Raw genomic sequence first — 22,853 nt, 5'->3', positions numbered from 1 at the left:
GGGGATGTGACCGACGCTATGGCTGACACCGCCTCCACTCCCGCCACCGCCACCTTCCCGCGCCTGCTCGGCGATATCGGTGGCACCAACGTGCGTTTCGCGCTGGAGACCGCGCCGATGCAGATCGGCCCGGTGACCGCGCTCAAGGTCGCCGACTTTCCCTCGCTCGAAGCCGCGCTGCGCCAGTTCCTGGATGGCCTGGCCGGCACCGGCCAGCCCCTGCCGCGCCATGCTGCGATCGGGCTGGCCAACCCCGTCACCGGCGACCAGGTCAGACTGACCAACCACAACTGGTCGTTCTCGATCGACGGCATGCGCCGCGCGCTCGGCCTGCAGACGCTGGTGGCGCTGAACGACTTTACCGCGCTGGCGCTGGCCTTGCCGCACCTGCCGGCGGATGGCCTGGCGCAGGTGCGCGCCGGCGCCGCGGTCGCGACCGCGCCGCTGGCGCTGGTGGGACCGGGCACGGGGCTGGGCGTGTCGGGCCTGGTTCCGGCCCCGGGCGGGCAGATGGTGGCGCTGGCCGGCGAGGGTGGCCATATCGAGTTGATGCCGTCCACCGATGATGAATGGGTGGCGTGGCGCGCGGCCCATCGCCAGGTCGGACGGGTGTCCGCGGAACGGCTCTTGTCGGGCGCCGGGCTGTCGCAGATCCATGCCGCGCTGGCCGCAGAAACGGGTACGCTCTTGCTCGCGCCGCTGCAGCCGGAGCAGGTCACCGACGGCGCCTTCCAGCGCAACGACCCGTTGTGCCAGCGCACCATGACAGTGTTCTTCGGGCTGCTGGGCTCGGTCGTGGCGGATATCGCGCTGGTGCTGGGCGCGCGCGGCGGGGTCTACCTGGGCGGCGGCATCCTGCCGCGCTTCGTGCCGGCGCTGCGGGCCTCTGCCTTCGCCGAGCGCTTTGTTGCCAAGGGCCGCATGCGCGGCTGGCTCGAAGACTTGCCGGTCCATGTCATCACCGCGCGCCACCCGGCGCTGCCCGGGCTGGCGCGGGCGTTGGCCGATCGCCTGGATCGCGAAGCGGGGAATGCCTAGCCATGCGCGTTCTGCTGGTGGAAGACGACGCCATGATCGGCGACAGCGTCAGGCAGGCGTTGCGGCAGGAGGGCTTCACCGTCGACTGGGTGCGCGACGGCGACGCGGGCCTGGCCGCAGCCACGTCGTCGCAGGACGGCGAGGCCTGCTACGACCTGGTGCTGCTCGACATCGGCCTGCCGCGCCGCTCGGGGCTTGACGTGCTGCGCACGCTGCGCACGCGCGGCGTGCCAACGCCGGTGCTGATCCTGACCGCGCGCGACGCAGTCGCGGACCGCGTCGCCGGCCTCAATGCCGGCGCCGACGATTACCTCGTCAAGCCATTCGACCTGCAGGAACTGGCCGCGCGCATGCATGCGCTCGCACGCCGCGCCGCGGGCCGGGCCGAGCCGCTGGTGACCTATGGCGAGATCGTGCTCAACCCGTCCACGCGCGAGGTCACGCACCGCGGCGAGCCGGTGCGGCTGTCGGCGCGCGAGTTCGCGCTGCTGTCGGCGCTGATGTCGCGGCCGGGCAAAGTGTGGTCGGTGCCGCAGCTGCAGGAGCGCCTGTATGGCTGGGACGACGAGGTGGGCAGCAATACCGTCGAGGTCTATATCCACGCGCTGCGCAAGAAGTTCGGCGCCGCGCTGATCCGCAATATCCGCGGCGTGGGCTACGTGGTGCCGCGTCTGGATGGCGAGGGAGAACCCGGCTGATGCGCTCCATCCAGCGGACCCTGCTGTGGTGGCTTGCCGCGGGACTGCTCGCCGGCATTGCCATTGCCACCGCGTTGATCTACGGCCAGGCGCGCCAGGAAGCCAATGCGCTGTTCGATTACCAGATGAAGCAGATGGCCGCGGCGCTGCCGAGCCAGTTTGCCGACCCAATGGCGGCGCCCTTTATCGGCGCGCCCGGCGACCTGACGCATGCCGACGAGGATGTCGTCATCCATATCTGGGACGGTTCCGGGCGCAGCCTGTACTTGTCGCATTCGCACCCGGCGCTGCCCGCGCGTGCCGAGCTGGGCTTCTCCAACGTGACCACGCAGCAGGGCGAGTGGCGGCTGTACAGCATGCAGCTGGGGCCGACCGTGGTGCAGATCGCGCAGCCCATGAGCGCGCGCCGCACGCTGGCCGCGCGCATGGCGCTGCGTACCGTGGCGCCGCTGCTGTTGCTGCTGCCGCTGCTGGGCTGGCTGGTGTGGATGGCGGTGGGCCGCGGGCTGCGGCCGCTGCGCGAGATCGCAGCCGAAGTGCGCTCGCGCGACGCCACGGCGCTCGCCCCGCTGGCGGTGCGGCAGATGCCGGACGAGATCGCGCCGCTCAGCGCCGCGCTGAACCAGCTGCTGTCGCGGCTCTCGCACGCCATCGACACGCAGCGCGCCTTCGTGGCCGACGCCGCGCACGCGCTGCGCACGCCGCTGGCCGCGCTGCAGCTGCAAGCCCAGCTGGTCGAGCGCGCCGATAGCGGCACGGCGCGCGACGAGGCGCTCGCAAAGCTGCGCCAGGGGCTGGAGCGGCTGACCCACCTGGTCACGCAGCTGCTGACGCTGGCGCGGCAGGAGCCCGGCGCTGCCACGCCACCGCACGAGCCGGTCGAGCTGCGCGCGCTGGCCACCGGCGTGGTGGCGGAACTGGCCCAGGCCGCGCTGGATCGCGATATCGACCTGGGCGTGGATGGCGACGCCGACGCGGCGCCGGCCATCGTGCGTGGCGATGCCGATGCCTTGCGCATCCTGCTGACCAACCTGCTGGACAACGCGCTGGCCTATGTCCCGGCCGGCAGCCGCATCGACGTGCAGGTGGCACGCGGCGGCGACGGGCGGCCGGTCGAGCTGATGGTCAGCGACAACGGCCCCGGCATTGCGGCCGGGGAGCGCGAGCGTGTGTTCGACCGCTTCTACCGCGTGCCCGAGGCGCCGACCGGCGGCAGCGGACTGGGCCTGGCGATCGTGGCGGAAATCGCGCAGTCGCATGGGGCGCGCGTGGCGCTGGAAGACGCGCGGCCGGGGCTGCGTGTCAGGGTCGTATTCCCGGCCGGTTGAGGGGGGCGGTCAGCGTACCGGCGTCAACCCACGGGCGTCAGTAGTGCCTCGCCGGCAAAATGCCGGCGCGCATTCTCCAGGAACTGCACCACCGACGCCGCGATTGCCTCCGGCGACCAGCCGGCCACGTGCGGCGTCAGCACGACGTTTGGACAATCGAACAACGCTACCGGCGGCGCCGGTTCGCTCTCATAGACATCCAGACCGGCGCCGCCCAACGTACCGGCGCGCAGCGCCGCCGCCAGCGCCTGCGTATCGACCACGCTGCCGCGCGCGATATTGACCAGGAAGCCCGACGGCCCCAGCGCGGCCAGCACGCCGGCGTCGACCAGGTGGCGCGTCTCGCCGCCGCCCGGCGTGGCGATCACCAGGTAGTCGGCCCAGTCGGCCAGCGCGCCGATGTTGTCGAAATAGCGGTAGCCCACGTCCTCGCGCGGCTTGCGGTTGTGGTAGCCGATCTCCAGGTCGAAGCCTTCGCCGCGACGCGCGATGCGCCGGCCGATGGTGCCCAGCCCGACGATTCCCATGCGTTTGCCCGAAACATTGGGTCGCAGCGGCAGCGCCGTGCGCCAGGTGCCGGCGCGGGTGGCGGCGTCGAGCTGTGGCAGCCCGCGCACTGTCGCCAGCAGCAGCGCGAGCGCGTGATCGGCGACGCAGCTGTCGTTGGTGCCGGCGCCATTGGCCACGGCGATGCCGCGCGCGCGGGCGTGGGCGACGGCGATGTTCTCGAACCCGGCGCCGAGCGCGCACACCAGTTCCAGCGCCGGCATGGCGTCGATCTCGGCCGCGGTCAGGCCGGTGGAGCCGATCGTCAGCACTGCGCGGATACGCGCGCCTTGCATGGCGATCTGCGTGGCGCGGCCTTCGGCATCGGGCGCGTAGGCGATTTCAAACTGTTTGGCGATGGCGTCGCGGTGGTGCGGAGCGACCTGGGTCAGGATCAGCAGCGTGGGTTTCATGGCGGGGACAGCGGGGTGTGGAGGCGTGGATTCTGCGAAGGGATGGCCATGCCGGTCCACCCGGCGTTCCGGATCACGGATCGCGGGTCAATGGTCAGCGGGCGTCACATTTTAGCGCCGCAGGGCGCGGCTTGCCGGCGGCGGCCGTGGCTGGCGCAGGCGTGGGGAGTCACGCAGAAATGGGTACGCTTTGCTGAGGCGGAGCAATGCCGGGCAGCGCGCGCTGTGGGTTTGCGATCGTAATCCACGCCCGCGAACTGTGCGCGGGCGGGCTCGGAGGCCATGCGCAGCAGTCATTGCCGGTCGCGGTCGAGCAGTCAGAAACGGGCACGCAGAAACGGGTACGCTCCCGCGCCGCGCGTATCATCGGAGTTCTCTTCTGCTCACACACAAAAGGCTGGCATGCGTGCAATCGGCAACTTCCTCTGGTTCATCCTCGGCGGCGTGGTGATGGGCCTGGCCTGGTGGCTGGCTGGGCTGCTCTGCTTTATCTCGATCGTCGGCATCCCGTGGGGCAAGGCCTGCTTCGTGATCGGCAGCTTCACCTTCTTCCCGTTCGGCAAGCAGGCCATCAGCCGGCGCGAGCTGACCGGGCGCGACGATGTCGGCACCGGCGCGCTGGGGCTGGTGGGCAATGTGCTGTGGTTTGTGATTGCCGGCGTGTGGCTGGCGATCGGCCACGTGATGGCGGCAGTTGCCAACTTTGTCACCATCATCGGCATCCCGTTCGCGATCCAGCACCTGAAGCTGGCCGGCATCGCGCTGGCGCCGATCGGCCAGACCGTGGTCACCAATGAGATAGCCGAAGCCGCGCGCCGTGATGGTGCGCGCGCGCACGTAGACGGCTTGCGTCGCTAGGTTTCGTCGTCGCTGTCCGCCGCGCTATCCTGCTGCGCGGCGTTCGTGACCAGCCGGTCGAGCAGGCTGCCCAGCAGCGCCTGCTCATCCTCGCTCAGGCAGCCGAAGATCTCGTCATTGCGCCGCGCAATCATGGCGATCGCCTGCCGGTACAGCGGCTTGCCTTGTGCGGTCAGCGACAGCACAACGCCGCGGCCATCGGCGGCGCTGGTTTCCTTGCTGACCAGTCCCCGTTCCACCAGCGCCTGCGCCGAGCGGCTCGCCTGGCCCTTGGTCAGGTTGGCGCGGTGCGCCAGCGCGTTGACCGACAGCGGCGCGAACGCGCCGATCGCGGCCAGGCAGCGGCCCTCGCTCAGCAGCAGGCCGCACTGCTCCAGGTAGGCGGCGGCGCTGTCCTTGTCGCTGAGCTTGTTGACCTGGTGCAGGCGGTAGGTCAGGAACTGGTCCAGGCGTGGCAGTGGTTTCATGGCGATGTCCGGTCGGGCGTCGGCATTGTAGTGCCTAGGCCTGGCTGCGCGCCTCCGCCTCGTCGATCAATGCAAGCACCGGTGCCAGCGATTCCTGGCGGCTCATCAGCCCAAGGCACATCATCGCCAGCAGCAGCGGGGATCGTTCTTCGCCAACGCGGCCCATGGCCTCGCACAGGCGGCTATAGGCGAGGTCGAGGTCTTCAGCTTGCATGGCGGGCTCCGGGCTGCTGGGATTGCTGGGATTGCATCAGGGGGGCGAGGGCTGCGCCGACGTCGTCCCATGCGGGCGCGCGCCAGCGCGACAGCACGTACCCGTCGGGGCGGATCGCGTAGAGCGTGCCGGGCCGAGCGCCGTAGCGCGCTTGCGCCTGGCCGGCGACATCGGCGAGCGCGCCCTCCGCGAGGGCGGCGGTGCCGTTGACGATCACGCGGGCCTGCAGCGTTTGCGGATGCGCCTGTACGAGCGCGGCCAGCGGTGCCGGCAGCGCGGGCGAGTCACCGAAGTACAGCAGCGTGAAGCGCTGCCCGAAGCATTGCGTCAGGTGGCCGATGCCTTCCGCGCTGGCGACGCGCGCCTCGGGAGCAGGCAACCCGGGTGCCGCGCCGGGGCAGTCGGCGCCGAAGTCGCTGGCACCATTCAGCGGCGAACCGCTATAGGCGATCGGTGCCGACTGGCGTGGGTTGATCAGCGAACGCACCGGGCTGCCGCCCTGCGCCAGCCGCAGCGTGGCCTCGCGCATCAGGCGGAAGGCAAAATCGGGCGGCGCCATGAATTCGGTGCTCTTGGCGCCGTAGGCGATGTTCTGCCGGGTGGCGTGGACGCGCTCGACCGAATAGGAGTCGAGCAGGCTGTCCGCAGCCTGGCCGCGCACTACCGCGGCCAGCTTCCACGCCAGGTTGCCGGCATCATCCAGCCCCGAGTTAAGCCCGCGCACGCCGAAGATCGGCACCAGGTGCGCGGCGTCGCCGGCGAACAGCACGCGGCCGTGGCGATAGTCCTGCACCGTCAAGCACTTGGCGTTGTAGATGGAGATCCACAGCGGCTGCCAGGGCTCGGTCTCGCCGATCATGTCAAGGTGGCTCTGCACGCGCGGCAGCACGTTTTCCGGCTTGACCGCCTCATCGGGGTCTTCGTCGTCGCGGATCTGGTAGTCGATGCGCCAGACGTCGTCGGGCTGGCGGTGCATCAGGATGGTCGAGCCCGGATTCGAAGGCGGGTCGAACCACGCGAGCCGCTCTACCTCGCGCCGGCTCTTCTGCATGATGTCGACGATCACATAGCGGCCTTCGTATTGCGTGCCTTCCATGCGCAGGCCCAGTTGCTCGCGCACCGTGCTGCGGCCGCCGTCGCAGGCCACCAGCCATTGCGCGTCGACCTGCACCACGCCGTCGGCGCTCTCGATTTCCGCGACCACGCCGCCGTCATGCGGACGCACCGTGCGCACGCGCGCGCCGAAGCGCACGTCGGCCGGCGTGGCGCCCCGCAGCGTGGCCTCGTGCGCGAACGCTTCCAGGTAGTACTGCTGGATATTGACCATCGGCGCAAAGCGCTCGCCCGGCTCGCTCGGCATGCGGAAGTGCAGCACCTCGGCGTCGCGGAAGTAGCTGCGGCCGCCTACCCAGGGCAGCCCCGTTTCGACCGTTTGCTGGTCCGCGCCGACCCAGCCCAGGATTTCGAGCGAGCGGCGCGAGATGCAGATGGCGCGGCTGCCGGCGCAATAGCCGTCGTCGGCCTCGACCACCAGCGTCGCGATGCCGTAGCGCGCCAGCAGCGCCGCCAGCGCCAGCCCGACCGGGCCGCCGCCGGCGATCAGCACGGGTACGTGTCGCGGCCAGGGGCGCGGCGTAACGGGAGGCGGTGCCGGTGGCACGGCCGCGTGCAAGGCGGTGGAGTCTGTCATGGCTGATCTCGCTCGATGCAATTGGTTTCGTGCGCAACTATATCGCAGATGGTTGCGCACGAAACTAGTGTTTACCCGCTTGGCTCAGCGGCTCCGTCCGCAAAGGGAGACAAGTCGCACATCGCCCACCCGGTGCCGTGGCCTATGCTTCGCAGAGCGCAACCTGCCACTGCTTGCCCCGAGCCTTCGCCATGCCGATCTTGCCCACCGACGCCGTGTCCCGCGCCAGCTGGCTGCCCGCAGCCGGCAGCTGGCGCTACCACGCGCTGCTGGGCGCCGCCGGGATGCTGGTGCTTGGGCCGCTCGGCGGCATTGCTGCGGCTTACATGAATTTCTCGCTGGGATTTTTTGTCGGTGGCCAGGTGCTGGCCGGCATACTCGGCTCGGTGGTGACGGCCGGTTACGGCGCACCGGGCCGGCATGGGGCCAACTACATCCAGACCGCGGCAGCGTCGGTGGCTGGCATGGGCGGCATGGCGGTGGTGCTGCAGGCGATGACCTGGCTTGGCCTGGCGCAGCCGCCGCTGTGGCAACTGGTGCTCTACATGCTGTGCATCGGCATGTACGGCGTGGGCATCGGCATGCTGTACACGCCGGTGCTGGTGGACCGGATGCAGCTGACGTTCCCGTCGGGACTGGCGGTTGCCAATATCCTGCGCGCGCTGACCGACCCGGTGCTGCTGCGGCGCTCGGTGGCGCGGCTGGGCGGCGGCATGGCGCTGGGACTGGCCAGCGGCCTGGGCGCCGCGCGCGTGCCATGGCTGGCGGCGCTCGACCTGTCGGCGGCGACCTTCGGCGCCGGCATGATCGTCGGGGCGCGTATCGGTATTGCGGCGCTGATGGGCGGGCTTGCCGGCTGGGCGCTGACGCCGTGGTTCCTGTCCGTGGGGTGGCTCGTGCCCGGCGAACCGTATCGCAAGGCCACCTTCCTGGTGGCGCTGGGCATGATCATGGGCGCGGCCGCGCTTGATGTCGCACTGCTGCTGGCGCAGGCGTGGCGACAGTGGCGCAGCCCGGCCCCGCGGGAGGCGCAGCCGCGCCGTGGGCCCGGCATGGCCTGGGTGGCCGCGTGGGCGCTGCTGTGGGGCACCGCCACAGTCGCGGCGGGCGTCGCGTGGTTCGGCCAGCCGCTGGGCTTCCAGCTGATGGCGGTGCTGCTGGTGCTGGTGTTCGCGCTGGTCAACGGCATCTCGGTCGGCATGGTCGACCAGAATCCGATCTCGTCCGCCTTCGTGCTGACGGTGATCCTGATGGCCGCGGCCGGGTTGCGCGCGCCGCATGTCGGCCTGATCGCGGCGACCGTGCTGCTGGTGGCGACCGCCGAAGCCAGCGACATGCAGCAGGACCGCTCCACCGGCTGGCGCCTGGGCAGCGACCGCATGGTGCAGTTTGGCTACCAGGTCGCAGGCATCGTGGTGGGCGCCCTTGTGGCCGTGGCGATGGCGCGGCTGTTCATGCAGGCGTATCCGGTGCTGGCGCTGGACCAGACCCGGCTGCCGGCAGACCAGCAGCCGGCGCGCTGGGCCTCGGCCATGACCTACAAGATCGTCGGCGTGCTGCACGGGCTGGCGCAGCCGCGCGCCGCCCAGCATGCCGCGGTGGCGCTCGGGCTGGCACTGGGGCTGGCAACGGCGGTGCTGCGCAAGGTCATCCTGGGCGGCGCGGCATGGCAGCGCTTCGCGCAGTCCGGCCGGCGGGGCAGGGTGGCGGACTTCCTGCTGGATGCGGTGCTGCTGCCGTCACCCTATGCATCGTCCTTCGGAGGCTTCGTCAACCTGGCGGCGGCGGGCTGGATAGCCGCTGGAGGCGTGGTGGCAAGTGTCGGCGGCACCATGGTCGGGCGCAAGCCGGGGGCCAGGCGCGATCGGCAGGCGCTGCCCGAGGACATGAGCACCGCATCGCTGCTGGGCGGCGGCCTGATCGCCGGCGACGCGCTGGCGGCGCTGGCGCTCGGTCTGGCCGGACTGCTCGCGGTGACGTGGCGTTGACACGGGCGGATTGTCAAATTCCATTGACGCTTCTGTCCAATCTCCAGTGGATTGTCAAATCGCGCGGCCGGCGTACCATGTCGGCCAGACAGACGTATCGCCAGACCCGGAGAATCCTCATGGCCCTTGACCAAGAATCCTTTGCCCTGCTGCGCGCCTCGGTGCAGCGCTTCATCGACGAACGCCTGAAGCCCGCCGAGGACACGCTGGAAGAGACCGACGACGTCCCCGCCGATATCGTCGCGGACATGAAGGAAATGGGCCTGTTCGGCATCTCCATTCCCGAAAACTACGGCGGCATCGGCCTGTCGATGTCGCAGGAATGCGATGTGGTGTACGACCTCGGCCACACCGCGTTTGCTTTCCGTTCGGTGTTCGGCACCAACGTTGGCATCGGCTCGCAGGGCATCCTGATGGATGGCACCGAAGCGCAGAAGCAGTCTTACCTGCCGCGTATCGCCAGCGGCGAGCTGATCATCTCGTTTGCGCTGACCGAACCGAATGCCGGCTCCGACGCAGCTTCGCTGCAGACCAAGGCCGAGCTGGACGGCGACCACTACGTCATCAACGGCACCAAGCGCTTTATCACCAACGCACCGCGCGCCGGCGCTTTCACGCTGATGGCGCGCACCGGCGGTCCGGGTGCCTCGGGCATTTCGTCGTTTATCGTGCCGGCCGACACTCCGGGTCTCTCGCTGGGCAAGCCGGACAAGAAGATGGGCCAGCGTGGCACCAAGACCTGCGATGTGGTGCTGGAAAACGTGCGCGTGCCTGCGGCCAACATCATCGGCGGCGTGCCGGGCGTGGGCTTCAAGACCGCCATGAAGGTGCTCGACCGCGGCCGCCTGCATCTATCGGCGCTGGCCTGCGGCATGGCGCATCGCCTGATCACCGACGCGGTGGCCTATGCCAAGGAGCGCAAGCAGTTCGGCAAGCCCATCGGCGACTTCCAGCTAATCCAGGCCATGCTGGCCGACAGCCAGGCTGAACTCTATGCCGGCCTGTCGATGATGCGCGACTGCGCGCAGCGCTACGACGCCAAGCCCGCCGGCAAGAGCGATCCGGAAGTCAGCATGCTGGCCTCCTGCACCAAGATGTTCTGTACCGAGATGGTGGGCCGCGTGGCCGACCGCGCGGTGCAGATCCACGGCGGCGCCGGCTATATCGCCGAGTACAAGGCAGAGCGCTTCTACCGCGACGTGCGCCTGCTGCGCCTGTATGAAGGCACCACGCAGATCCAGCAGGTGATCATCGCCAAGCAACTGCTGCGCGACTGACCATGCAACCGCCAGGCGCGGCAGGAGTCGACATGAACGATTGGCAGGATCGCGGGCCGGCAGGCCATGACGTTGACACGCCGCACCGCCTGCGCGCGGTGGTGGCGTCCTATCGCACTGCGCTGCAGGCGTACACGCTGGCGGTATCGCCCGCGGAACTGATGGCGCTGGGCGCGGTGCCGGCCAACATGGCGCAGGGCAGCGACCCGCGCGCGCAGGCGCACCTGGCGCGCTTGCGCGGCGAAGTGCAGGCCAGCGGCGTCGCGCTGCCTGGCGCGATCGTGCTGGCGGTAAGCGGCGGCAGCCTGCATTGCGAATGCGATCACCTGTACACGCTGCAACTGCAGCCGAGCCGCGGCGACCGCCTGATCGTCATGGAGGGCTACGAGCGCCTGCTGGCGCTGGCGCATGGCGAACGCCGCCAATGCAAGACGCTGGTGACGGCAGTCATGTGGCGCACTGCACTGGACAGTGTCGCGCAGGTGTCGTTGGCCAATGCCGGGCAGCACGCCGAAGCCGAGGATGCGGCCGAGACGATCGCCGCTGTCGCCACGCAGTCGTGCGCGGCGCGATGGGCCAACGCGATGCGGGTCTGGCACTGATCGCGCCACATGCCATGAGAAGATCGAAGGCCGCCGGCAAGGCGGCCTTTATTTTTGATTGGAGCGCTTACTGCAGCAGCTTGTTGTCGCGCTTATTGCCGCGCTTGTTGTTGCGCTTATTGCTGCGGCCACACCCCATCGACATCGCGCAGCAGGTGGCCGGCGAGAATATAGTCCCCGAGCCGCGTGGCCTTGGCCTCGAGTTCGAGCAGTTCATGGTCCGCCAGCGTGCCGAGATCGAACTGGCAATAGAGATTGCGTTGGCGGAACGTGCCCTTGGGTTTGGCGAGCCCTTCGATCAGGGCTTCGCGGGAGCGGACGGCGATGCTTTCCTGTCCGCGATACTGCACCTTGATACCGCGCTTTTCTCCGAGCCTGCCGAGTTCGACCGCATCCTGCCAGCCTGTCTCGTAGTCCAGCTCCAGCGCCAGCACGTCTTCCGAGGCCAGAAGCCGGAGCGCTTCTGCCTTGCTGCCAGCTCGCACGATTGACATCCACACCTCTTATATCGACTTATACTGTACGAATATACAGTCAACCCGGGGTCGCGGCAAGAGCCTGCACCGCGGCGGTGCCTGCCTGCCCTCCCGGCCTTGCGCGTCCGGCCGTTAGTTTGGTCGTTAACCGGCCGGTCTTGCGCTTTCCGCCAGTGCAGCCGAACTTTGTTTCCCTGGTATGTCAGGGCTGCGCGGCCGGCGTGGCGCCGGCGGCTTCGGTGTTCGAGCCGCCTGCCTGGCTGCCGCTTGCCGCATCGCGTGTGCGGGTCGGCTGCGCGGCGGGCGCGCCGCTAAAGTCACCCGCATAGACGCGGGACATTCCCCCCGCCTGCATATAGCGCCGGATCGCGGCGTTGACCGATTCCGTCGTGGCTCCGCGCAGGCGTGTCTCGAGTTCCACGGTGAAGGCCATGGTGCGGCCCAAATAGAGCTGGTTGGCAAGCGTACCCGCCAGCGCTGCGTCATTGCTGCGGCTGACCGTGCCCTGCTGCAGCAGGCCGCTGACCGCTTCTGCCAGTTCTGGTGCGGTGATGCCCTCGCGCGTGAAGCGCTCGAGCTCGTCGGCGACCGCGCGCTGCAAGCGCGCCAGGTTCTGCGGCGCGTACTGGGCCTGCACGCCAAAGCGGCCAGCCCGGTCGAGCGCGCCCACCTGTACCCAGCTGCTGGCGCCATAGCTCAACCCTTCCTGCTGGCGCAGGCGGTCGGCCAGCCGGCTGCGCAGGCTGGCACCACCCAGCACGCGGTTGGCGATCATCATCAGCGCATAGTCTGGCGAGTCGCTGGTCAGGTCGATCGGCGCGGCGGCCACGTAGACGGCATTGGCCTTGCCCGGCGCGGGCAGCGTGAATTCGGCCGGCGGAATCGGCACGAACGGCCGGTCGACGCGCGCAAACGGCTGCGCCGCGGTCCAGTCGCCGAACAGCTGCGCGGCCTGCGCCGCCGCGGCCGGCGCGTCGAAGTCGCCGACCAGGCTCAGTTGCGCATGGCCCGCGCCGTAGAAACGCGCGTGGAAATCGCGCACCTGCGCCAGCGTGGCCGCGCGCAGGTCGGCGATGTTCTCGGCAAAGCTGCGCGCGTGGCGCGGATCGCCCACGGGATAAGGGTCGCCGTGACGGCCCAGTGCATTCGACGCCATCACGCCCGGCTGGCTTTTGATGCTTTCGATATCCGCGATGCTGGTCTTGCGCAGCGTCTCGAATTCCGCTTCGGGAAAGTCCGGCGCGCGCAGGATCTCGCGCAGCAGTGCCAGCAGCTCGGGCAACTGCGCCCGGCGTGTCTCGAAGCTCACGGTCACGCGCTCGGAACTGCCGCCGATGCCGACGCGCGCGCGCAGCGCCTCGATGCGGTCGGCGATCTGCTCGCGGTTCATGCCGCCGGCGCCACGCCGAAGCATCGACGCGGTCATCGACCCCACCGTGGTCAGTCCTTGCAGGCTCTGCTCGTCGCCCATGCGCAGCACCAGCACGCCATGCACTACCTCGCCGCGCGCGGGTTTGGGCAGCAGGGCCAGCTGCATGCCGTTGACCAGCGTCTGGCGCGTGGTATGTGCCTCGATGTTGGCGGGGCTGGGGTCGAACGGCGCGACCGCCGCCATCGCCGGCTTGCCCTGGTAGCCGCTGACCATCGCGGCCACATCCGCGGTAGCGGGTACCTGCGCGCGGGTTGGCTGCGCGGACGGCACGAACAGGCCCACGGTGCGGTTTGACGACTGCAGATAGTTCTGCGCCACGCGCTGCACGTCCGCCAGCGTGGTGGTCTCGATGCGATCGCGATTCAGGAAGAACAGCCGCCAGTCGCCCTTGGCTATGGCCTCGGACAGGGCGATGCCAAGCGCGCCCGGGTCGCTCATGTAGTGGTCGTAGGCATTGCGCATGCGCACGCGTGCGCGTTCCAGCTCGGCTTCGGTCACGGGGGCCTCGGCAAAGCCTTCGACCTGCGTGATCAGGCCTGCGCGCGCGGCGGCCAGCGACTGGTCCCTGGACGTCTCCGCCATGAACAGCAGCGTGCCGGGATCCTTCATTGCATAGAACGCGCTGCCGATCGAGGCGGCCTGGCCGCGCTCGACCAGCGCCTTGTACAGGCGCCCGCCCGGCGTGTCGCCGAGGATGATCGTCAGCAGCGACAGCGCCGTGGTGTCGGGATGTGCGCCGGGGCTGACGTGGTACTGCGCGGCGACCAGGCTGTTGTCGCCGGGCCGCATGATCACCAGTTCGCGCGCGCCTTCCTGCGCCGGCTCGACCGTATGCTCCGGCGGCAGCACGCGCGTGGGACGCGGAATCTGTCCGAAGTAGCGCTCGATGCGGGCCAGTGTGACGGCGGGATCGAACTTGCCCGCCACCACCAGCACCGCATTGTCGGGCTGGTAGTAGCGCCGGTAGAACTCGCGCAGGTTGTCAATGCTGACGTTCTCGACATCGCTGCGCGCGCCGATCGGTGCCTTGCCGTAGTTGTGCCAGCGGTATGCGGCGGACATGGTCTGCTGCATCAGCATGCGCGACGGGCTGTTCTCGCCCATTTCCATCTCGTTGCGCACCACGGTCATCTCGCTGTCGAGGTCGGCTTTGGACAGCACGCTGTTGACCATGCGGTCCGCTTCCATGCGCAGCGCCCAGTCGAGGTTTTCGTCGCTGGCGGCAAAGGTGCCGAAGTAGTTGGTACGGTCCTGCGTGGTGGTGCCGTTGACGCTCATGCCACGCCGCGCGAATTCGGTCGGAATCGCCTTGCCCGGCAGCGAAGGCGTGCCCTTGAACAGCAGGTGCTCGAGCAGGTGGGCCATGCCGGTCTCGCCGTAGTTCTCGTGGCGGCTGCCCACGAGGTAGGTGATGTTGACCGTGGTGGTGGGCTTGGCCGCGTCCGGCGCCAGTACGATGCGCAGCCCGTTGGGCAGGCGGTACTCGGTGATGCCCTCCACGGTGGCGACCTGCCGCGCCAGCGCAGGCGATGCCGCCTGCACCGGCTGCACGGGTTGCGCCGGCGCGGGCAGCGGGGCCAGCGAGGCAAGCATCGACAGGTGCAGGGCAAAACGGCGCATGGCGTCTCCGGTGTGAGCTGGCTGCCGGGTGATGAGAAAGAAAGGCGATAGGCAGGCAGTGGCGCAAAGCGCAATTCTAGCCGCCGCCCGTACCCGGAACTGTGCCGCAGCCCACCTCTGCATGCCAGAGGGAAATGTCCGAATCCAGCCGGTGCCCGGGTTGCCGACGCGGTAGCATGCCGGCATGAACCTCGATCCCGACACCTGCTACAAGGCCGTGGCATCGCATGACCGCCGCTTCGACGGGCGCTTCTTCGTAGGCGTGTCCTCGACCGGCGTGTACTGCCGGCCGGTGTGCGCAGTACGCACCCCCAAGCGCGAGAACTGCACCTTCTATGAAAGTGCCGCCGCCGCCGAGAAACACGGCTTCCGCCCCTGCCTGCGTTGCCGCCCCGAATTGGCGCCCGGACACGGGCTTGCCGATATCTCGGGCCGGCTCGCGCAGGCCGCCGCCACGCTGATCGACGAAGGCTTCATGGCCGAAGGCAGTGTCACCACGCTGGCCGCGCGCATCGGCGTCACCGAGCGGCATTTGCGGCGCCTGTTCGATGCGCAGTTCGGTGTCTCGGTGCTCGAGTACGCGCAGACGCAGCGGCTGCTGCTGGCCAAGCGCCTGCTGGCCGACACTGCGCTGCCGGTGACCGAAGTGGCGCTGGCTGCTGGCTTCGGCAGCGTGCGCCGCTTCAATGATGTGCTGAAGACGCGATACGGCCTGACCCCGCTCGCGCTGCGCCGGCGCGCTGCCGACGGCGTGGCCGACCGGCTCGTGTTCGAGCTTGGCTACCGGCCGCCGCTGGCGTGGGAGGCGCTGCTGCGCTTTTTAGCTGCGCGCGCGGTGGATGGGATCGAAGAGATCCGCGACGGCGCCTATGCGCGCACGCTGCGCGTGGAAGCGGGCGGCACCGTGCATGCCGGCTGGGTCCGCATCGAGCATGTGCCGCGCCGCATGGTGCTGCGCGTGACCTTGTCTGCGTCGCTGGCGCGCACGATCCCGCAGACGCTGGGCAAGGTGCGGCGGCTGTGCGACCTGGGCTGCCGTCCCGACGTGGTCGACCGCCATCTCGGCGAACTTGCGCAGGCCGTGCCGGGCATGCGGCTGCCGGGCAGCGTCGATGGGTTTGAGATTGCCGTGCGCGCAGTGGTGGGGCAGGTCATTTCAGTCGTGCACGCGCGCCGCATCCTGGCCGCATTGGCGCAGCGCACGGCTTCGGCGGGAACGCTGCCCGATGCAATGCCGGGCAGTCTGCGCCACCTGTTCCCGAGCGCCGCCGCCATCGCCGCCATGCCGCCGCAAGACCTGCGCGACGCCGGCGTGCCCGCGGGCAAGGCGCGCACATTGCAGGCGCTGGCGCAGCGCGTGGCCGACGGCACACTCGCGCTTGACGCGCACGCGCCGCCCGATGCGACCGTCGCGGCGCTGCGCGCCATCGACGGCATCGGCGACTGGACCGCGCAGTACGTCGCCTTGCGCGCGCTCGGCTGGCCCGATGCCTTCCCTGGTACCGACTATGCGCTGCGCAAGGTGCTGGGCGTAGACACAATCAGTGCGATGCACGCGCGCACCGCGCAGTGGGCGCCGTGGCGCGCCTATGCGGCGGTCCACCTGTGGCATCGCTATGAGTCCATGAAGGACGCGTCCGCCGCGTCCGAACCGGAGACCCTGACATGAGCAGCTATCGCCAGATCGACAGCCCGCTGGGCGCCATGCTGCTGCGCGCGGAAGGGACGCACCTGACCGGCGTCTTCTTCGCGGGGCAGAAATACTATCCCGCCAACGTGGCAGCGAGCAGCGGCGAGGCATCGCCGCAGGAAGCGGCCGTGCTCGAACGCGCCGCGCTGGAGCTGGCCGAATACTTCGCCGGCAAGCGCGACGCCTTTACCGTGCCGGTGCGCTTCGCGGGCAGCCCGTTCCAGCAGCGCGTGTGGCAGGCGCTGCAGGCCATTCCGTGCGGCGCAACGGCGTCCTACGGCGAACTGGCCGGCGCCCTCGGCCTGCCGCCGACGCACGCGCGCGCGGTCGGCGGCGCGGTGGGGCGCAACCCGCTGTCGGTGATCGTGCCCTGCCATCGCGTGCTCGGCACCGCCGGCGCGCTGACCGGCTACGCCGGCGGCATCGAGCGCAAGCGCGCACTGCTGCGGCGCGAGGGCGTCGGTCCGGCTGGCAGTTGAGCCGGCGTCATGCCGCGCCTGTTTTTCGCCGTGGAAGTCCCGCCCGCGCAGGCGGCGCGGTTGCTGTCGACCCTGCCGGCGGCGAGTGGCCTGCGCCCGGTGCCGGCCACCCAGGTTCATCTCACCCTGCATTTCCTCGGCGAATGCGGCGTGCCCGAGGCGCAGCTGAACGCCGCGCTCGACGGACTCGCGGCGCCTGCCTTCACACTGCAGGCTGCAGGCACCGGCCGCTTCCGCAGCGGCCAGGGATCGGTGCTGTGGGCCGGCCTCGCGCCGGGTCCCGGGCTTGACGCGCTGCGCGCGCTGCACGCGGCGGTGGGGCAGGCGCTGGCGCAGGCTGCCGGCATTGAGCCGGAGCGCCGCCGCTACCACCCACACCTGACGCTGGCACGCTGCCGTCCGACGGTACCCGAGGCCATGTTGCGCGCCTGGCTGGACGCACAACGCATGCTCGCCAGCGACCCCTGGCCGGTGCAGCGGCTGGTGCTGTTCGAGAGCCGCCTGGGACTGCAGGGCGCGGAGCATCTCGTGCTGCAGGCGTGGCCTCTGGCCCGGCCCGCTGCTACGTCAGCGTCATGAGTTGCAAGTTCGTTGCATAAGTCTGCCGATAAGACGCACGATCCGTCGTTGCGAATGCTCGCAAGGCTCCAGCCCTGCTGCGCTTCGCTCCTGGTCTCGCACGCCTTCGCGACAGGCTTATTTCCGCAACGAACTTCCAACTCATGACACTACGCTGCTGAGCCCCAGGGCGACCCCGAGCCCGCATAGCGCCGACCCGATGGCGCCGTCCAGCAGCCGCTGCCGGCGCAGCATCGCCGCCCGCAACGCCGGCGCGGTGAACGCACAGGCTACCAGGCTGAACCACGCCAGGTGCGCCAGCGACATGAACGCGCCATAGCCGACCTGCACCGGCACCGGCGTGTGCGCATCGACTACCTGCGTATAGGTGCTGACGACGAACAGCGTGCATTTCGGGTTCAGCGCATTGGTCAGGAAGCCCATGCGCAAGGCCGCCGCCGGCCGCAGTGCCGGCGCACCGTGCAGGTCGACCGCCAGCGGTGCGCGCCGGCGCAGCGTCTGCAGGCCGATCCACACCAGGTAGCCAGCGCCCAGCGTCTTCACTACCGTCAGCACGCTGTGCGCATGCGCCATCAGCAGCGCCACGCCGAACATCGTGTACAGCACATGGACCTGCACCCCCAGCGCGATGCCGAGGGCGCTGAGCAGCCCGGCGCGGCGGCCGTACAGGTAGCTGTTGCGGGTCACCATGGCGAAGTCCGGTCCGGGGCTGACCACGGCGAGCACGGTGACGGCGGCGACCGCCAGCGACTCGGTGACTGGAATCATTTTGTGTGAGATTGCGTTGTGGTTGAGGGCGGATCGCCGCTCCCAGCCTGGGCCGGTGCGGCAAAGCGTACCCAATTCTGCGTGCCATCAACGGCCCTCACAACCGATATATACTTGCGCAAATTCGTGAGAAAAACTGACTAAAAATCCTGATGCACTGGCTGGGCTGGATCCGCTTTTTCGAGGCTGCCGCACGCCACGAGAGCTTCGTGCGCGCGGCCGAAGAACTGCACCTGACCCACGGCGCGGTCAGCCGGCAGATCCGCCAGCTGGAGGACACGCTGGGCGTGGCACTGTTCGAGCGGCGCAACCGCGGCGTCTTCCTGACCGAGGCCGGGCGCACGCTGTTCGCCGCCGCCTCCCAGTCAATGGAGACGCTGGCCGGCGCTGCCGCGCGCATCCGCACCCAGCCGCCCGGCCGCGCACTGGTGCTGTCGTGCGAGCCGACCGTGGCGATGCGCTGGCTGATCCCGCGCTTGCCGCGCTTTGCCGCGCGCCACCCTGACATCCCGCTGCACCTGATGGCGGCGGGCGGGCCGATCGATTTCGCGCGCAGCGGCGCCGACCTGGCGCTGCGGCGCAATGACTTTGCCTTCGAGCCGCGCTGGCACGCGCGCGAGGTGGCGCAGGAATGGGTCGGACCGGTGTGCCGCCCGTTGCTGGCCCAGGGCGCCGCCGCCGTCCCGGCACGGCTGCATACACGCACCCGGCCTGATGCCTGGCAACGCTGGCTGGGGGCGGCCGGCCCGGCCGCGCAAGCCGCCAGCTTCGAGGGCGATGCCTGGTACGAGCACTTCTACCTGAGCCTGCAGGCGGCCGCGGCGGGTCTCGGCTGGGCCATGGCTTCGCGGCTGATGGCCGCCGACGAAATCGCCGACGGGCGCCTGGCCGCGCCATTCGGCTTTACGCTGGACGGATCGGCGTACCATCTGTTGTCGCCGGCGCCGTTCGAGCACGACACGCGCCGGCTGTTGCTGCTGGCGTGGCTGCGCGAAGAGGCGCAGGCGACCCTGGCAGCGCCGGCCACATCCCCTGCGGCCGCGTCACTGGAGTCGAAGGGAGCCTGAAAGCGGCGCAGGCGCTACCCCCCGTAAGTCTGTGCTCAAGTTCTGCCACAGTTTTGCCGAAGGTGTCGCTATGAGCCTTGCCGGGCGCGGGGGCACGCGCTTAACATGCGGCGCGCGGCCGGCAGGCCGACTGGCTGCCGCGCCCCCTCCCCCGGCGGCATCCCGCTATACCAGACGTTGCGTGAATCCATGAATCAGCACGAAGCCCCCGGGGCCGGCACCGGAACCGATACCGACACAGTCGCCGCCGCCACGCCGGCGGACGAGCGTTACCGCCTCACGCACAACTCCCAGATCGGCACCGTGCTGCGCGACCTGTCGTGGCAGAAGTGCATGCTCAGCGTGCGCACCCGCACTGGCCACCAGTTTGTCACCTCGGTCCTGCATGTCGATCCGGTCAACCGGACTTTCGTGTTCGACTGGTGCAATGCCGACGCCGAACGGCAGTCGCTGATGACCTCGGAGGAGAATGCGTTTTCGGGTTTGCTGCGCGGCGTGCCGGTGAACTTCATGGTCGGTCAGCCGGCCGCGACCCGCTTCGAGGAAGGCCCGGCCTTTGTCGTCGAATTTCCGGAAAAGCTCTATCACTTCCAGCGCCGCCGCCATTTCCGCGCGCGCACGCTGGTGACCAAGGGCTACCGCTGCGAGATCCGCGGCGCCGACAATGCGCTGCAGTGCCTGGACATTGCCGACCTGTCGCTGTCCGGCGTGGGGCTGCGTTCCAGGAGCGTCACGGAAGAGCAGTTGCCGGTCGGCACCAGCGTGGCCAAGTGCCGCCTCGACTTCCGCGAACTGGGCAAGGTCGAGCTCGACCTGCAGGTGGTCGGCCACTGGCTGGTCGGCCACGACGACAGCGCCATCCACCACTACGGCTGCGCCTTTATCAATCCAGACGGCCGCATGGAGAATTTCCTGCAGCGGCTGGTATTCGCGCTGGAACTGGCACACCGGGGCTGAATCGCCCCGGCCCGGGCGCGGCCTGTGCCCGGTGCCACGTTTACGCTACATTGCCCGCCATCTTCGAGTCAGGCAGGAGGCGCCCGGCAATGACCCATCACGATCCGGCATCGGCCGGCAAGACGCTGTCAGCGGACTACCTCGTCATCGGTGCCGGCATTGCCGGGGCGTCGGTGGCTTACTGGCTGGCGCAGGCGGGAAGCGTGATCGTGCTTGAGCGCGAGGCGCAGCCTGGCTACCACTCGACCGGCCGTTCGGCCGCCCTTTACCTGGAAAGCTACGGCACGCCGCAGGTGCGCGGGCTGACCATGGCCAGCCGCGCCTTCCTCGATGCACCGCCGGCCGGCTTTGCCGCGCACCCGGTGCTATCCCCGCGCGGGGCCATGATGCTGGCCCGACCCGGCGAGCAAGACCAGCTCGACGCGCACTGGCAGTTGCTGGCCGACCAGGGCGCCCGCGCGCAGCGCCTGGACCGTGCCGGCGCGTGCGCGCTGGTGCCGGTGCTGCGGCCCGAGCGTGTTCTGGGCGCGGTGCTGGAGCCCGATGCCGCCGACATGGATGTCCATGCCTTGCACCAGGGCTACCTGCGCGGCGTGCGGCACCGCGGCGGCGTGCTGGCCTGTGGTGCCGAAGCCAGCGCGATCGAACGGCGCGACGGGCTCTGGCAGGTGCAGGCCGGTGCCGATACCTACCGTGCTCCCGTGCTGGTCAATGCCGCCGGCGCATGGTGCGACGTGGTCGCGGCCATGGCGGGCGTCACGCCGGTCGGGCTGCAGCCGTGCCGCCGCTCGGCCTTTGTCTTCGCGCCGCCGCCCGGCATGGACGTATCGCGCTGGCCGATGTTCTATGGGTTTGACGAAACCTGGTACGTGAAGCCCGACGCGGGCATGCTGCTGGGCTCGCCCGCCAATGCCGATCCGGTGCCGCCGCATGACGTGCAGCCGGAGGTGCTCGATATCGCCACCGGCATCCACCATATCGAGGCGGTCACCACGCTGTCGATCCGACGGCCGGCGCGCACCTGGGCCGGGCTGCGTTCCTTTGTTGCCGACGGCGACCTGGTGGGCGGCTTCGATCCCGATGCCGAGGGCTTCTTCTGGGTGGCCGCGCAAGGCGGCTATGGCATCCAGACCTCGGCCGCGATGGGCGAGGCCTGTGCCGCGCTGGCGCAGGGTCGGCCGCTGCCGCAGCATATTGCCGACCACGGCGTGACCGCGGCCATGCTCAGCCCGGCGCGGCTGCGCGGTTAGGATCCGATCAGCCGTCCGATCGCCGCGGCGGCTTCGCGCATCGGCGGCAGCAGCCGCGTGACCATCTCGCTTTCCGGCACGCGCGCGGCGCGCACGCTTACGCTCAGGCCGGCCAGCACGATGCCCGAGGCCGAGCGCACCGGCACGGAAATCGCGCGCAGGCCTGGCTCCAGTTCTTCATCGACGATCACGTAGTCGACTTCGCGCGCCCGCGCGAAGCATGCCTCCAGCTCCTGCCGCGACACCTTGGTCTGCAGCGTGCGCGGGCGCAGCTCGGCATGCTCGAAGAAGCCGTCGAGCACCGTAGCCGGCTGGTGCGCCAACAGCAGCCGGCCGTTGGAAGTGCAGTAGGCCGGCAGGCGGCTGCCCATGCCCAGCGAGTAGTTCAGCACGCGCTGCACTTCGGAACGGACCAGGTAGAGGATGTCGGTGCCGTCGAGGATGGCGAGTGCGCAGGTCTCGTGGATGCGCGCGCTCAGGTTGTCCAGGATCGGCTGCGCCAGCGACACCAGCGAAGTCGAAGAAAAATACGCATGCCCGAGGTGCAGCACGCGCGGGCGCAGCGCGAACTGGCCGTCCTGCTGGCTGACATAGCCGAGCTGCTCCAGCGTATAGAGGCAGCGCCGCACCGAAGCGCGCGACAACTGCGTGCGCTGCGCCACCTGCGAAATGGTCAGCGGACGCTTGCGTTCCGAGAAGGCCTCCAGCACGGTCAGCCCGCGCGCCAGCGACAGCATGAAATTGGGATCGCCGGCAAAGCTGCTCAGCAAGTCGGCGTGCGGCCGGGCGACGCGGACGGTGTCGGCCTGTGCATGACCGAGACCGATGGGGCGGAGGACTTCCATTGGGCTGTGCTTGTCCGGGTTCGTTGTTCGATAATCGCGCAATCTTAAACCGGCTTGGCGCAACGGGCCAGCATTGCGTGCATCCACGTGTGTCCCGGTGGGCACGACGCGTGCTTTGTGATCGATGCTTACCCCTGGATGGCGGACTTAGCGCCGGCTGCGTACCCGCTCCACCACCTCGAACAACGCCATGCCGGCCAGCATGGCGCCGACGAAACCCCAAGCCTTCGCATAGCCTGCGCCAAGCGCCACCAGCGCGGGGCCCGGACAGAAACCGGCCAGCCCCCAGCCCACGCCGAACGCAGCGCTGCCCAGCACCAGCCGCGGCGTGATCGCGGATGCGGTGGGCCACTGCATCGGCTGGCCCAGCCACGCACGCGAGCGCCGGCGCGCCAGCGCAAACGCCAGCGTGCCCACCAGCACGGCGCCAGCCATCACGAATGCCAGCGAAGGGTCCCAGGCACCCGCCAGGTCCAGGAATCCAAGCACCTTGCCCGGATCGGCCATGCCGGACACGATCAGCCCGATGCCGAACACCAGGCCGGCCAGCAGCGCAAACCAGAACGTCATG

At 69.6% G+C, this 22,853-nt stretch carries 22 protein-coding genes; 13 read left to right on the top strand and 9 right to left on the bottom strand.

What is annotated here, in order from left to right; translation table 11 throughout:
• The first annotated feature begins 18 nt into the window (after positions 1 to 18).
• From glk to ACIP1U_RS17735, 3 genes are read left to right on the top strand one after another with little or no spacing between them, the layout of a single operon-like run.
• Positions 19 to 1,038, top strand: coding sequence for a glucokinase (gene glk, locus ACIP1U_RS17745; RefSeq protein WP_400317174.1), 1,020 nt, complete (start codon positions 19 to 21; stop codon positions 1,036 to 1,038).
• A gap of 2 nt (positions 1,039 to 1,040) precedes the next feature.
• Entirely contained in the window at positions 1,041 to 1,736 is a 696-nt protein-coding gene (locus ACIP1U_RS17740) for a response regulator transcription factor (RefSeq protein ID WP_400317171.1), read from the top strand.
• Positions 1,736 to 3,064 (top strand): sensor histidine kinase, encoded by a 1,329-nt coding sequence (locus ACIP1U_RS17735; protein ID WP_400317169.1) that lies wholly within the window; start codon positions 1,736 to 1,738, stop codon positions 3,062 to 3,064. The genes ACIP1U_RS17740 and ACIP1U_RS17735 overlap by 1 nt, the downstream gene beginning before the upstream one ends.
• Before the next feature lie 23 nt (positions 3,065 to 3,087).
• Here ACIP1U_RS17735 and ACIP1U_RS17730 read toward each other — a convergent pair whose 3' ends face one another.
• Positions 3,088 to 4,023 carry a 2-hydroxyacid dehydrogenase gene (locus ACIP1U_RS17730; RefSeq protein WP_400317166.1) on the bottom strand — a complete coding sequence of 312 codons (936 nt, stop codon included), beginning with the start codon at positions 4,021 to 4,023 and terminating at the stop codon, positions 3,088 to 3,090.
• A 402-nt stretch (positions 4,024 to 4,425) separates the two neighbouring features.
• Between ACIP1U_RS17730 and ACIP1U_RS17725 the strand changes: the two genes are divergently transcribed.
• Positions 4,426 to 4,881 (top strand): YccF domain-containing protein, encoded by a 456-nt coding sequence (locus ACIP1U_RS17725; protein ID WP_400317164.1) that lies wholly within the window; start codon positions 4,426 to 4,428, stop codon positions 4,879 to 4,881.
• On the opposite strand, the gene ACIP1U_RS17720 is transcribed toward ACIP1U_RS17725, so the two are convergent.
• The 3 genes from ACIP1U_RS17720 to ACIP1U_RS17710 are packed head-to-tail and all read right to left on the bottom strand — an operon-like array spanning position 4,878 to position 7,252.
• Entirely contained in the window at positions 4,878 to 5,348 is a 471-nt protein-coding gene (locus ACIP1U_RS17720) for a MarR family winged helix-turn-helix transcriptional regulator (protein WP_400317161.1), read from the bottom strand. The two genes, ACIP1U_RS17725 and ACIP1U_RS17720, sit on opposite strands and share 4 nt — an antisense overlap.
• A gap of 34 nt (positions 5,349 to 5,382) precedes the next feature.
• Positions 5,383 to 5,562 (bottom strand): hypothetical protein, encoded by a 180-nt coding sequence (locus ACIP1U_RS17715; protein ID WP_400317158.1) that lies wholly within the window; start codon positions 5,560 to 5,562, stop codon positions 5,383 to 5,385.
• Entirely contained in the window at positions 5,552 to 7,252 is a 1,701-nt protein-coding gene (locus tag ACIP1U_RS17710) for an FAD-dependent oxidoreductase (protein ID WP_400317155.1), read from the bottom strand. Before ACIP1U_RS17710 ends, ACIP1U_RS17715 begins: the two co-directional genes overlap by 11 nt.
• Before the next feature lie 191 nt (positions 7,253 to 7,443).
• Between ACIP1U_RS17710 and ACIP1U_RS17705 the strand changes: the two genes are divergently transcribed.
• From ACIP1U_RS17705 to ACIP1U_RS17695, 3 genes are all read left to right on the top strand, one after another.
• Positions 7,444 to 9,240 (top strand): OPT/YSL family transporter, encoded by a 1,797-nt coding sequence (locus tag ACIP1U_RS17705; protein WP_400317152.1) that lies wholly within the window; start codon positions 7,444 to 7,446, stop codon positions 9,238 to 9,240.
• A gap of 119 nt (positions 9,241 to 9,359) precedes the next feature.
• Positions 9,360 to 10,517, top strand: coding sequence for an acyl-CoA dehydrogenase family protein (locus ACIP1U_RS17700; RefSeq protein ID WP_400317150.1), 1,158 nt, complete (start codon positions 9,360 to 9,362; stop codon positions 10,515 to 10,517).
• Between the two features lie 32 nt (positions 10,518 to 10,549).
• Positions 10,550 to 11,119, top strand: coding sequence for a hypothetical protein (locus tag ACIP1U_RS17695; protein WP_400317148.1), 570 nt, complete (start codon positions 10,550 to 10,552; stop codon positions 11,117 to 11,119).
• Between the two features lie 116 nt (positions 11,120 to 11,235).
• Here ACIP1U_RS17695 and ACIP1U_RS17690 read toward each other — a convergent pair whose 3' ends face one another.
• Positions 11,236 to 11,613: a hypothetical protein gene (locus ACIP1U_RS17690; protein WP_029045162.1), complete on the bottom strand. Its 378-nt coding sequence runs from the start codon at positions 11,611 to 11,613 to the stop codon at positions 11,236 to 11,238.
• Positions 11,614 to 11,797: 184 nt separating this feature from the next.
• Entirely contained in the window at positions 11,798 to 14,647 is a 2,850-nt protein-coding gene (locus ACIP1U_RS17685; RefSeq protein ID WP_400317145.1) for a M16 family metallopeptidase, read from the bottom strand.
• Between the two features lie 184 nt (positions 14,648 to 14,831).
• Between ACIP1U_RS17685 and ACIP1U_RS17680 the strand changes: the two genes are divergently transcribed.
• From ACIP1U_RS17680 to thpR, 3 genes are read left to right on the top strand one after another with little or no spacing between them, the layout of a single operon-like run.
• The gene (locus ACIP1U_RS17680; protein ID WP_400317142.1) at positions 14,832 to 16,316 is read left to right on the top strand and encodes an AlkA N-terminal domain-containing protein; all 1,485 of its coding nucleotides are present in this window, start codon (positions 14,832 to 14,834) and stop codon (positions 16,314 to 16,316) included.
• On the top strand, positions 16,313 to 16,816 hold the full coding sequence (locus ACIP1U_RS17675) for a methylated-DNA--[protein]-cysteine S-methyltransferase (RefSeq protein WP_400317140.1): 504 nt from the start codon (positions 16,313 to 16,315) through the stop codon (positions 16,814 to 16,816). The genes ACIP1U_RS17680 and ACIP1U_RS17675 overlap by 4 nt, the downstream gene beginning before the upstream one ends.
• A gap of 9 nt (positions 16,817 to 16,825) precedes the next feature.
• Positions 16,826 to 17,395: an RNA 2',3'-cyclic phosphodiesterase gene (thpR, locus tag ACIP1U_RS17670; protein WP_400317137.1), complete on the top strand. Its 570-nt coding sequence runs from the start codon at positions 16,826 to 16,828 to the stop codon at positions 17,393 to 17,395.
• A 141-nt stretch (positions 17,396 to 17,536) separates the two neighbouring features.
• Here the strand turns inward: thpR and ACIP1U_RS17665 are convergent, their stop codons facing one another.
• The gene (locus ACIP1U_RS17665) at positions 17,537 to 18,163 is read right to left on the bottom strand and encodes a LysE family transporter (protein ID WP_400317134.1); all 627 of its coding nucleotides are present in this window, start codon (positions 18,161 to 18,163) and stop codon (positions 17,537 to 17,539) included.
• 152 nt (positions 18,164 to 18,315) lie between these two features.
• On the opposite strand from ACIP1U_RS17665, the gene ACIP1U_RS17660 reads away from it, so the two are divergent.
• The 3 genes from ACIP1U_RS17660 to ACIP1U_RS17650 all read left to right on the top strand — a co-directional run bounded on the left by ACIP1U_RS17660 (position 18,316) and on the right by ACIP1U_RS17650 (position 21,437).
• Positions 18,316 to 19,230, top strand: a complete 915-nt coding sequence (locus ACIP1U_RS17660) for a LysR family transcriptional regulator (protein WP_400317131.1) — start codon at positions 18,316 to 18,318, stop codon at positions 19,228 to 19,230.
• Positions 19,231 to 19,419: 189 nt separating this feature from the next.
• Entirely contained in the window at positions 19,420 to 20,187 is a 768-nt protein-coding gene (locus ACIP1U_RS17655) for a flagellar brake protein (protein ID WP_400317128.1), read from the top strand.
• A gap of 89 nt (positions 20,188 to 20,276) precedes the next feature.
• Entirely contained in the window at positions 20,277 to 21,437 is a 1,161-nt protein-coding gene (locus ACIP1U_RS17650; protein WP_400317125.1) for an NAD(P)/FAD-dependent oxidoreductase, read from the top strand.
• On the opposite strand, the gene ACIP1U_RS17645 is transcribed toward ACIP1U_RS17650, so the two are convergent.
• Together ACIP1U_RS17645 and ACIP1U_RS17640 are read right to left on the bottom strand one after the other, a co-directional pair.
• Positions 21,434 to 22,282 (bottom strand): IclR family transcriptional regulator C-terminal domain-containing protein, encoded by an 849-nt coding sequence (locus ACIP1U_RS17645; protein ID WP_116319139.1) that lies wholly within the window; start codon positions 22,280 to 22,282, stop codon positions 21,434 to 21,436. The two genes, ACIP1U_RS17650 and ACIP1U_RS17645, sit on opposite strands and share 4 nt — an antisense overlap.
• 147 nt (positions 22,283 to 22,429) lie before the next feature.
• Positions 22,430 to 22,852 carry a DUF6691 family protein gene (locus ACIP1U_RS17640; RefSeq protein WP_400317122.1) on the bottom strand — a complete coding sequence of 141 codons (423 nt, stop codon included), beginning with the start codon at positions 22,850 to 22,852 and terminating at the stop codon, positions 22,430 to 22,432.
• Between the last annotated feature and the right edge of the window lies 1 nt (position 22,853).

Origin of the sequence: Cupriavidus sp. NPDC089707 (assembly GCF_044748965.1) — a bacterium.
GTDB lineage: Bacteria > Pseudomonadota > Gammaproteobacteria > Burkholderiales > Burkholderiaceae > Cupriavidus.
Note: the sequence above shows the minus strand (reverse complement) of the source record. Positions and strands in the feature narration are given on the sequence as shown.

Bases quoted from the DNA above. Each gene is read 5' to 3' on its own strand.
- glk (WP_400317174.1), top strand. From the start codon at position 19: ATGGCTGACACCGCCTCCACTCCCGCCACCGCCACCTTCCCGCGCCTG.
- ACIP1U_RS17740 (WP_400317171.1), top strand. From the start codon at position 1,041: ATGCGCGTTCTGCTGGTGGAAGACGACGCCATGATCGGCGACAGCGTC.
- ACIP1U_RS17735 (WP_400317169.1), top strand. From the start codon at position 1,736: ATGCGCTCCATCCAGCGGACCCTGCTGTGGTGGCTTGCCGCGGGACTG.
- ACIP1U_RS17730 (WP_400317166.1), bottom strand. From the start codon at position 4,023: ATGAAACCCACGCTGCTGATCCTGACCCAGGTCGCTCCGCACCACCGC.
- ACIP1U_RS17725 (WP_400317164.1), top strand. From the start codon at position 4,426: ATGCGTGCAATCGGCAACTTCCTCTGGTTCATCCTCGGCGGCGTGGTG.
- ACIP1U_RS17720 (WP_400317161.1), bottom strand. From the start codon at position 5,348: ATGAAACCACTGCCACGCCTGGACCAGTTCCTGACCTACCGCCTGCAC.
- ACIP1U_RS17715 (WP_400317158.1), bottom strand. From the start codon at position 5,562: ATGCAAGCTGAAGACCTCGACCTCGCCTATAGCCGCCTGTGCGAGGCC.
- ACIP1U_RS17710 (WP_400317155.1), bottom strand. From the start codon at position 7,252: ATGACAGACTCCACCGCCTTGCACGCGGCCGTGCCACCGGCACCGCCT.
- ACIP1U_RS17705 (WP_400317152.1), top strand. From the start codon at position 7,444: ATGCCGATCTTGCCCACCGACGCCGTGTCCCGCGCCAGCTGGCTGCCC.
- ACIP1U_RS17700 (WP_400317150.1), top strand. From the start codon at position 9,360: ATGGCCCTTGACCAAGAATCCTTTGCCCTGCTGCGCGCCTCGGTGCAG.
- ACIP1U_RS17695 (WP_400317148.1), top strand. From the start codon at position 10,550: ATGAACGATTGGCAGGATCGCGGGCCGGCAGGCCATGACGTTGACACG.
- ACIP1U_RS17690 (WP_029045162.1), bottom strand. From the start codon at position 11,613: ATGTCAATCGTGCGAGCTGGCAGCAAGGCAGAAGCGCTCCGGCTTCTG.
- ACIP1U_RS17685 (WP_400317145.1), bottom strand. From the start codon at position 14,647: ATGCGCCGTTTTGCCCTGCACCTGTCGATGCTTGCCTCGCTGGCCCCG.
- ACIP1U_RS17680 (WP_400317142.1), top strand. From the start codon at position 14,832: ATGAACCTCGATCCCGACACCTGCTACAAGGCCGTGGCATCGCATGAC.
- ACIP1U_RS17675 (WP_400317140.1), top strand. From the start codon at position 16,313: ATGAGCAGCTATCGCCAGATCGACAGCCCGCTGGGCGCCATGCTGCTG.
- thpR (WP_400317137.1), top strand. From the start codon at position 16,826: ATGCCGCGCCTGTTTTTCGCCGTGGAAGTCCCGCCCGCGCAGGCGGCG.
- ACIP1U_RS17665 (WP_400317134.1), bottom strand. From the start codon at position 18,163: ATGATTCCAGTCACCGAGTCGCTGGCGGTCGCCGCCGTCACCGTGCTC.
- ACIP1U_RS17660 (WP_400317131.1), top strand. From the start codon at position 18,316: ATGCACTGGCTGGGCTGGATCCGCTTTTTCGAGGCTGCCGCACGCCAC.
- ACIP1U_RS17655 (WP_400317128.1), top strand. From the start codon at position 19,420: ATGAATCAGCACGAAGCCCCCGGGGCCGGCACCGGAACCGATACCGAC.
- ACIP1U_RS17650 (WP_400317125.1), top strand. From the start codon at position 20,277: ATGACCCATCACGATCCGGCATCGGCCGGCAAGACGCTGTCAGCGGAC.
- ACIP1U_RS17645 (WP_116319139.1), bottom strand. From the start codon at position 22,282: ATGGAAGTCCTCCGCCCCATCGGTCTCGGTCATGCACAGGCCGACACC.
- ACIP1U_RS17640 (WP_400317122.1), bottom strand. From the start codon at position 22,852: ATGACGTTCTGGTTTGCGCTGCTGGCCGGCCTGGTGTTCGGCATCGGG.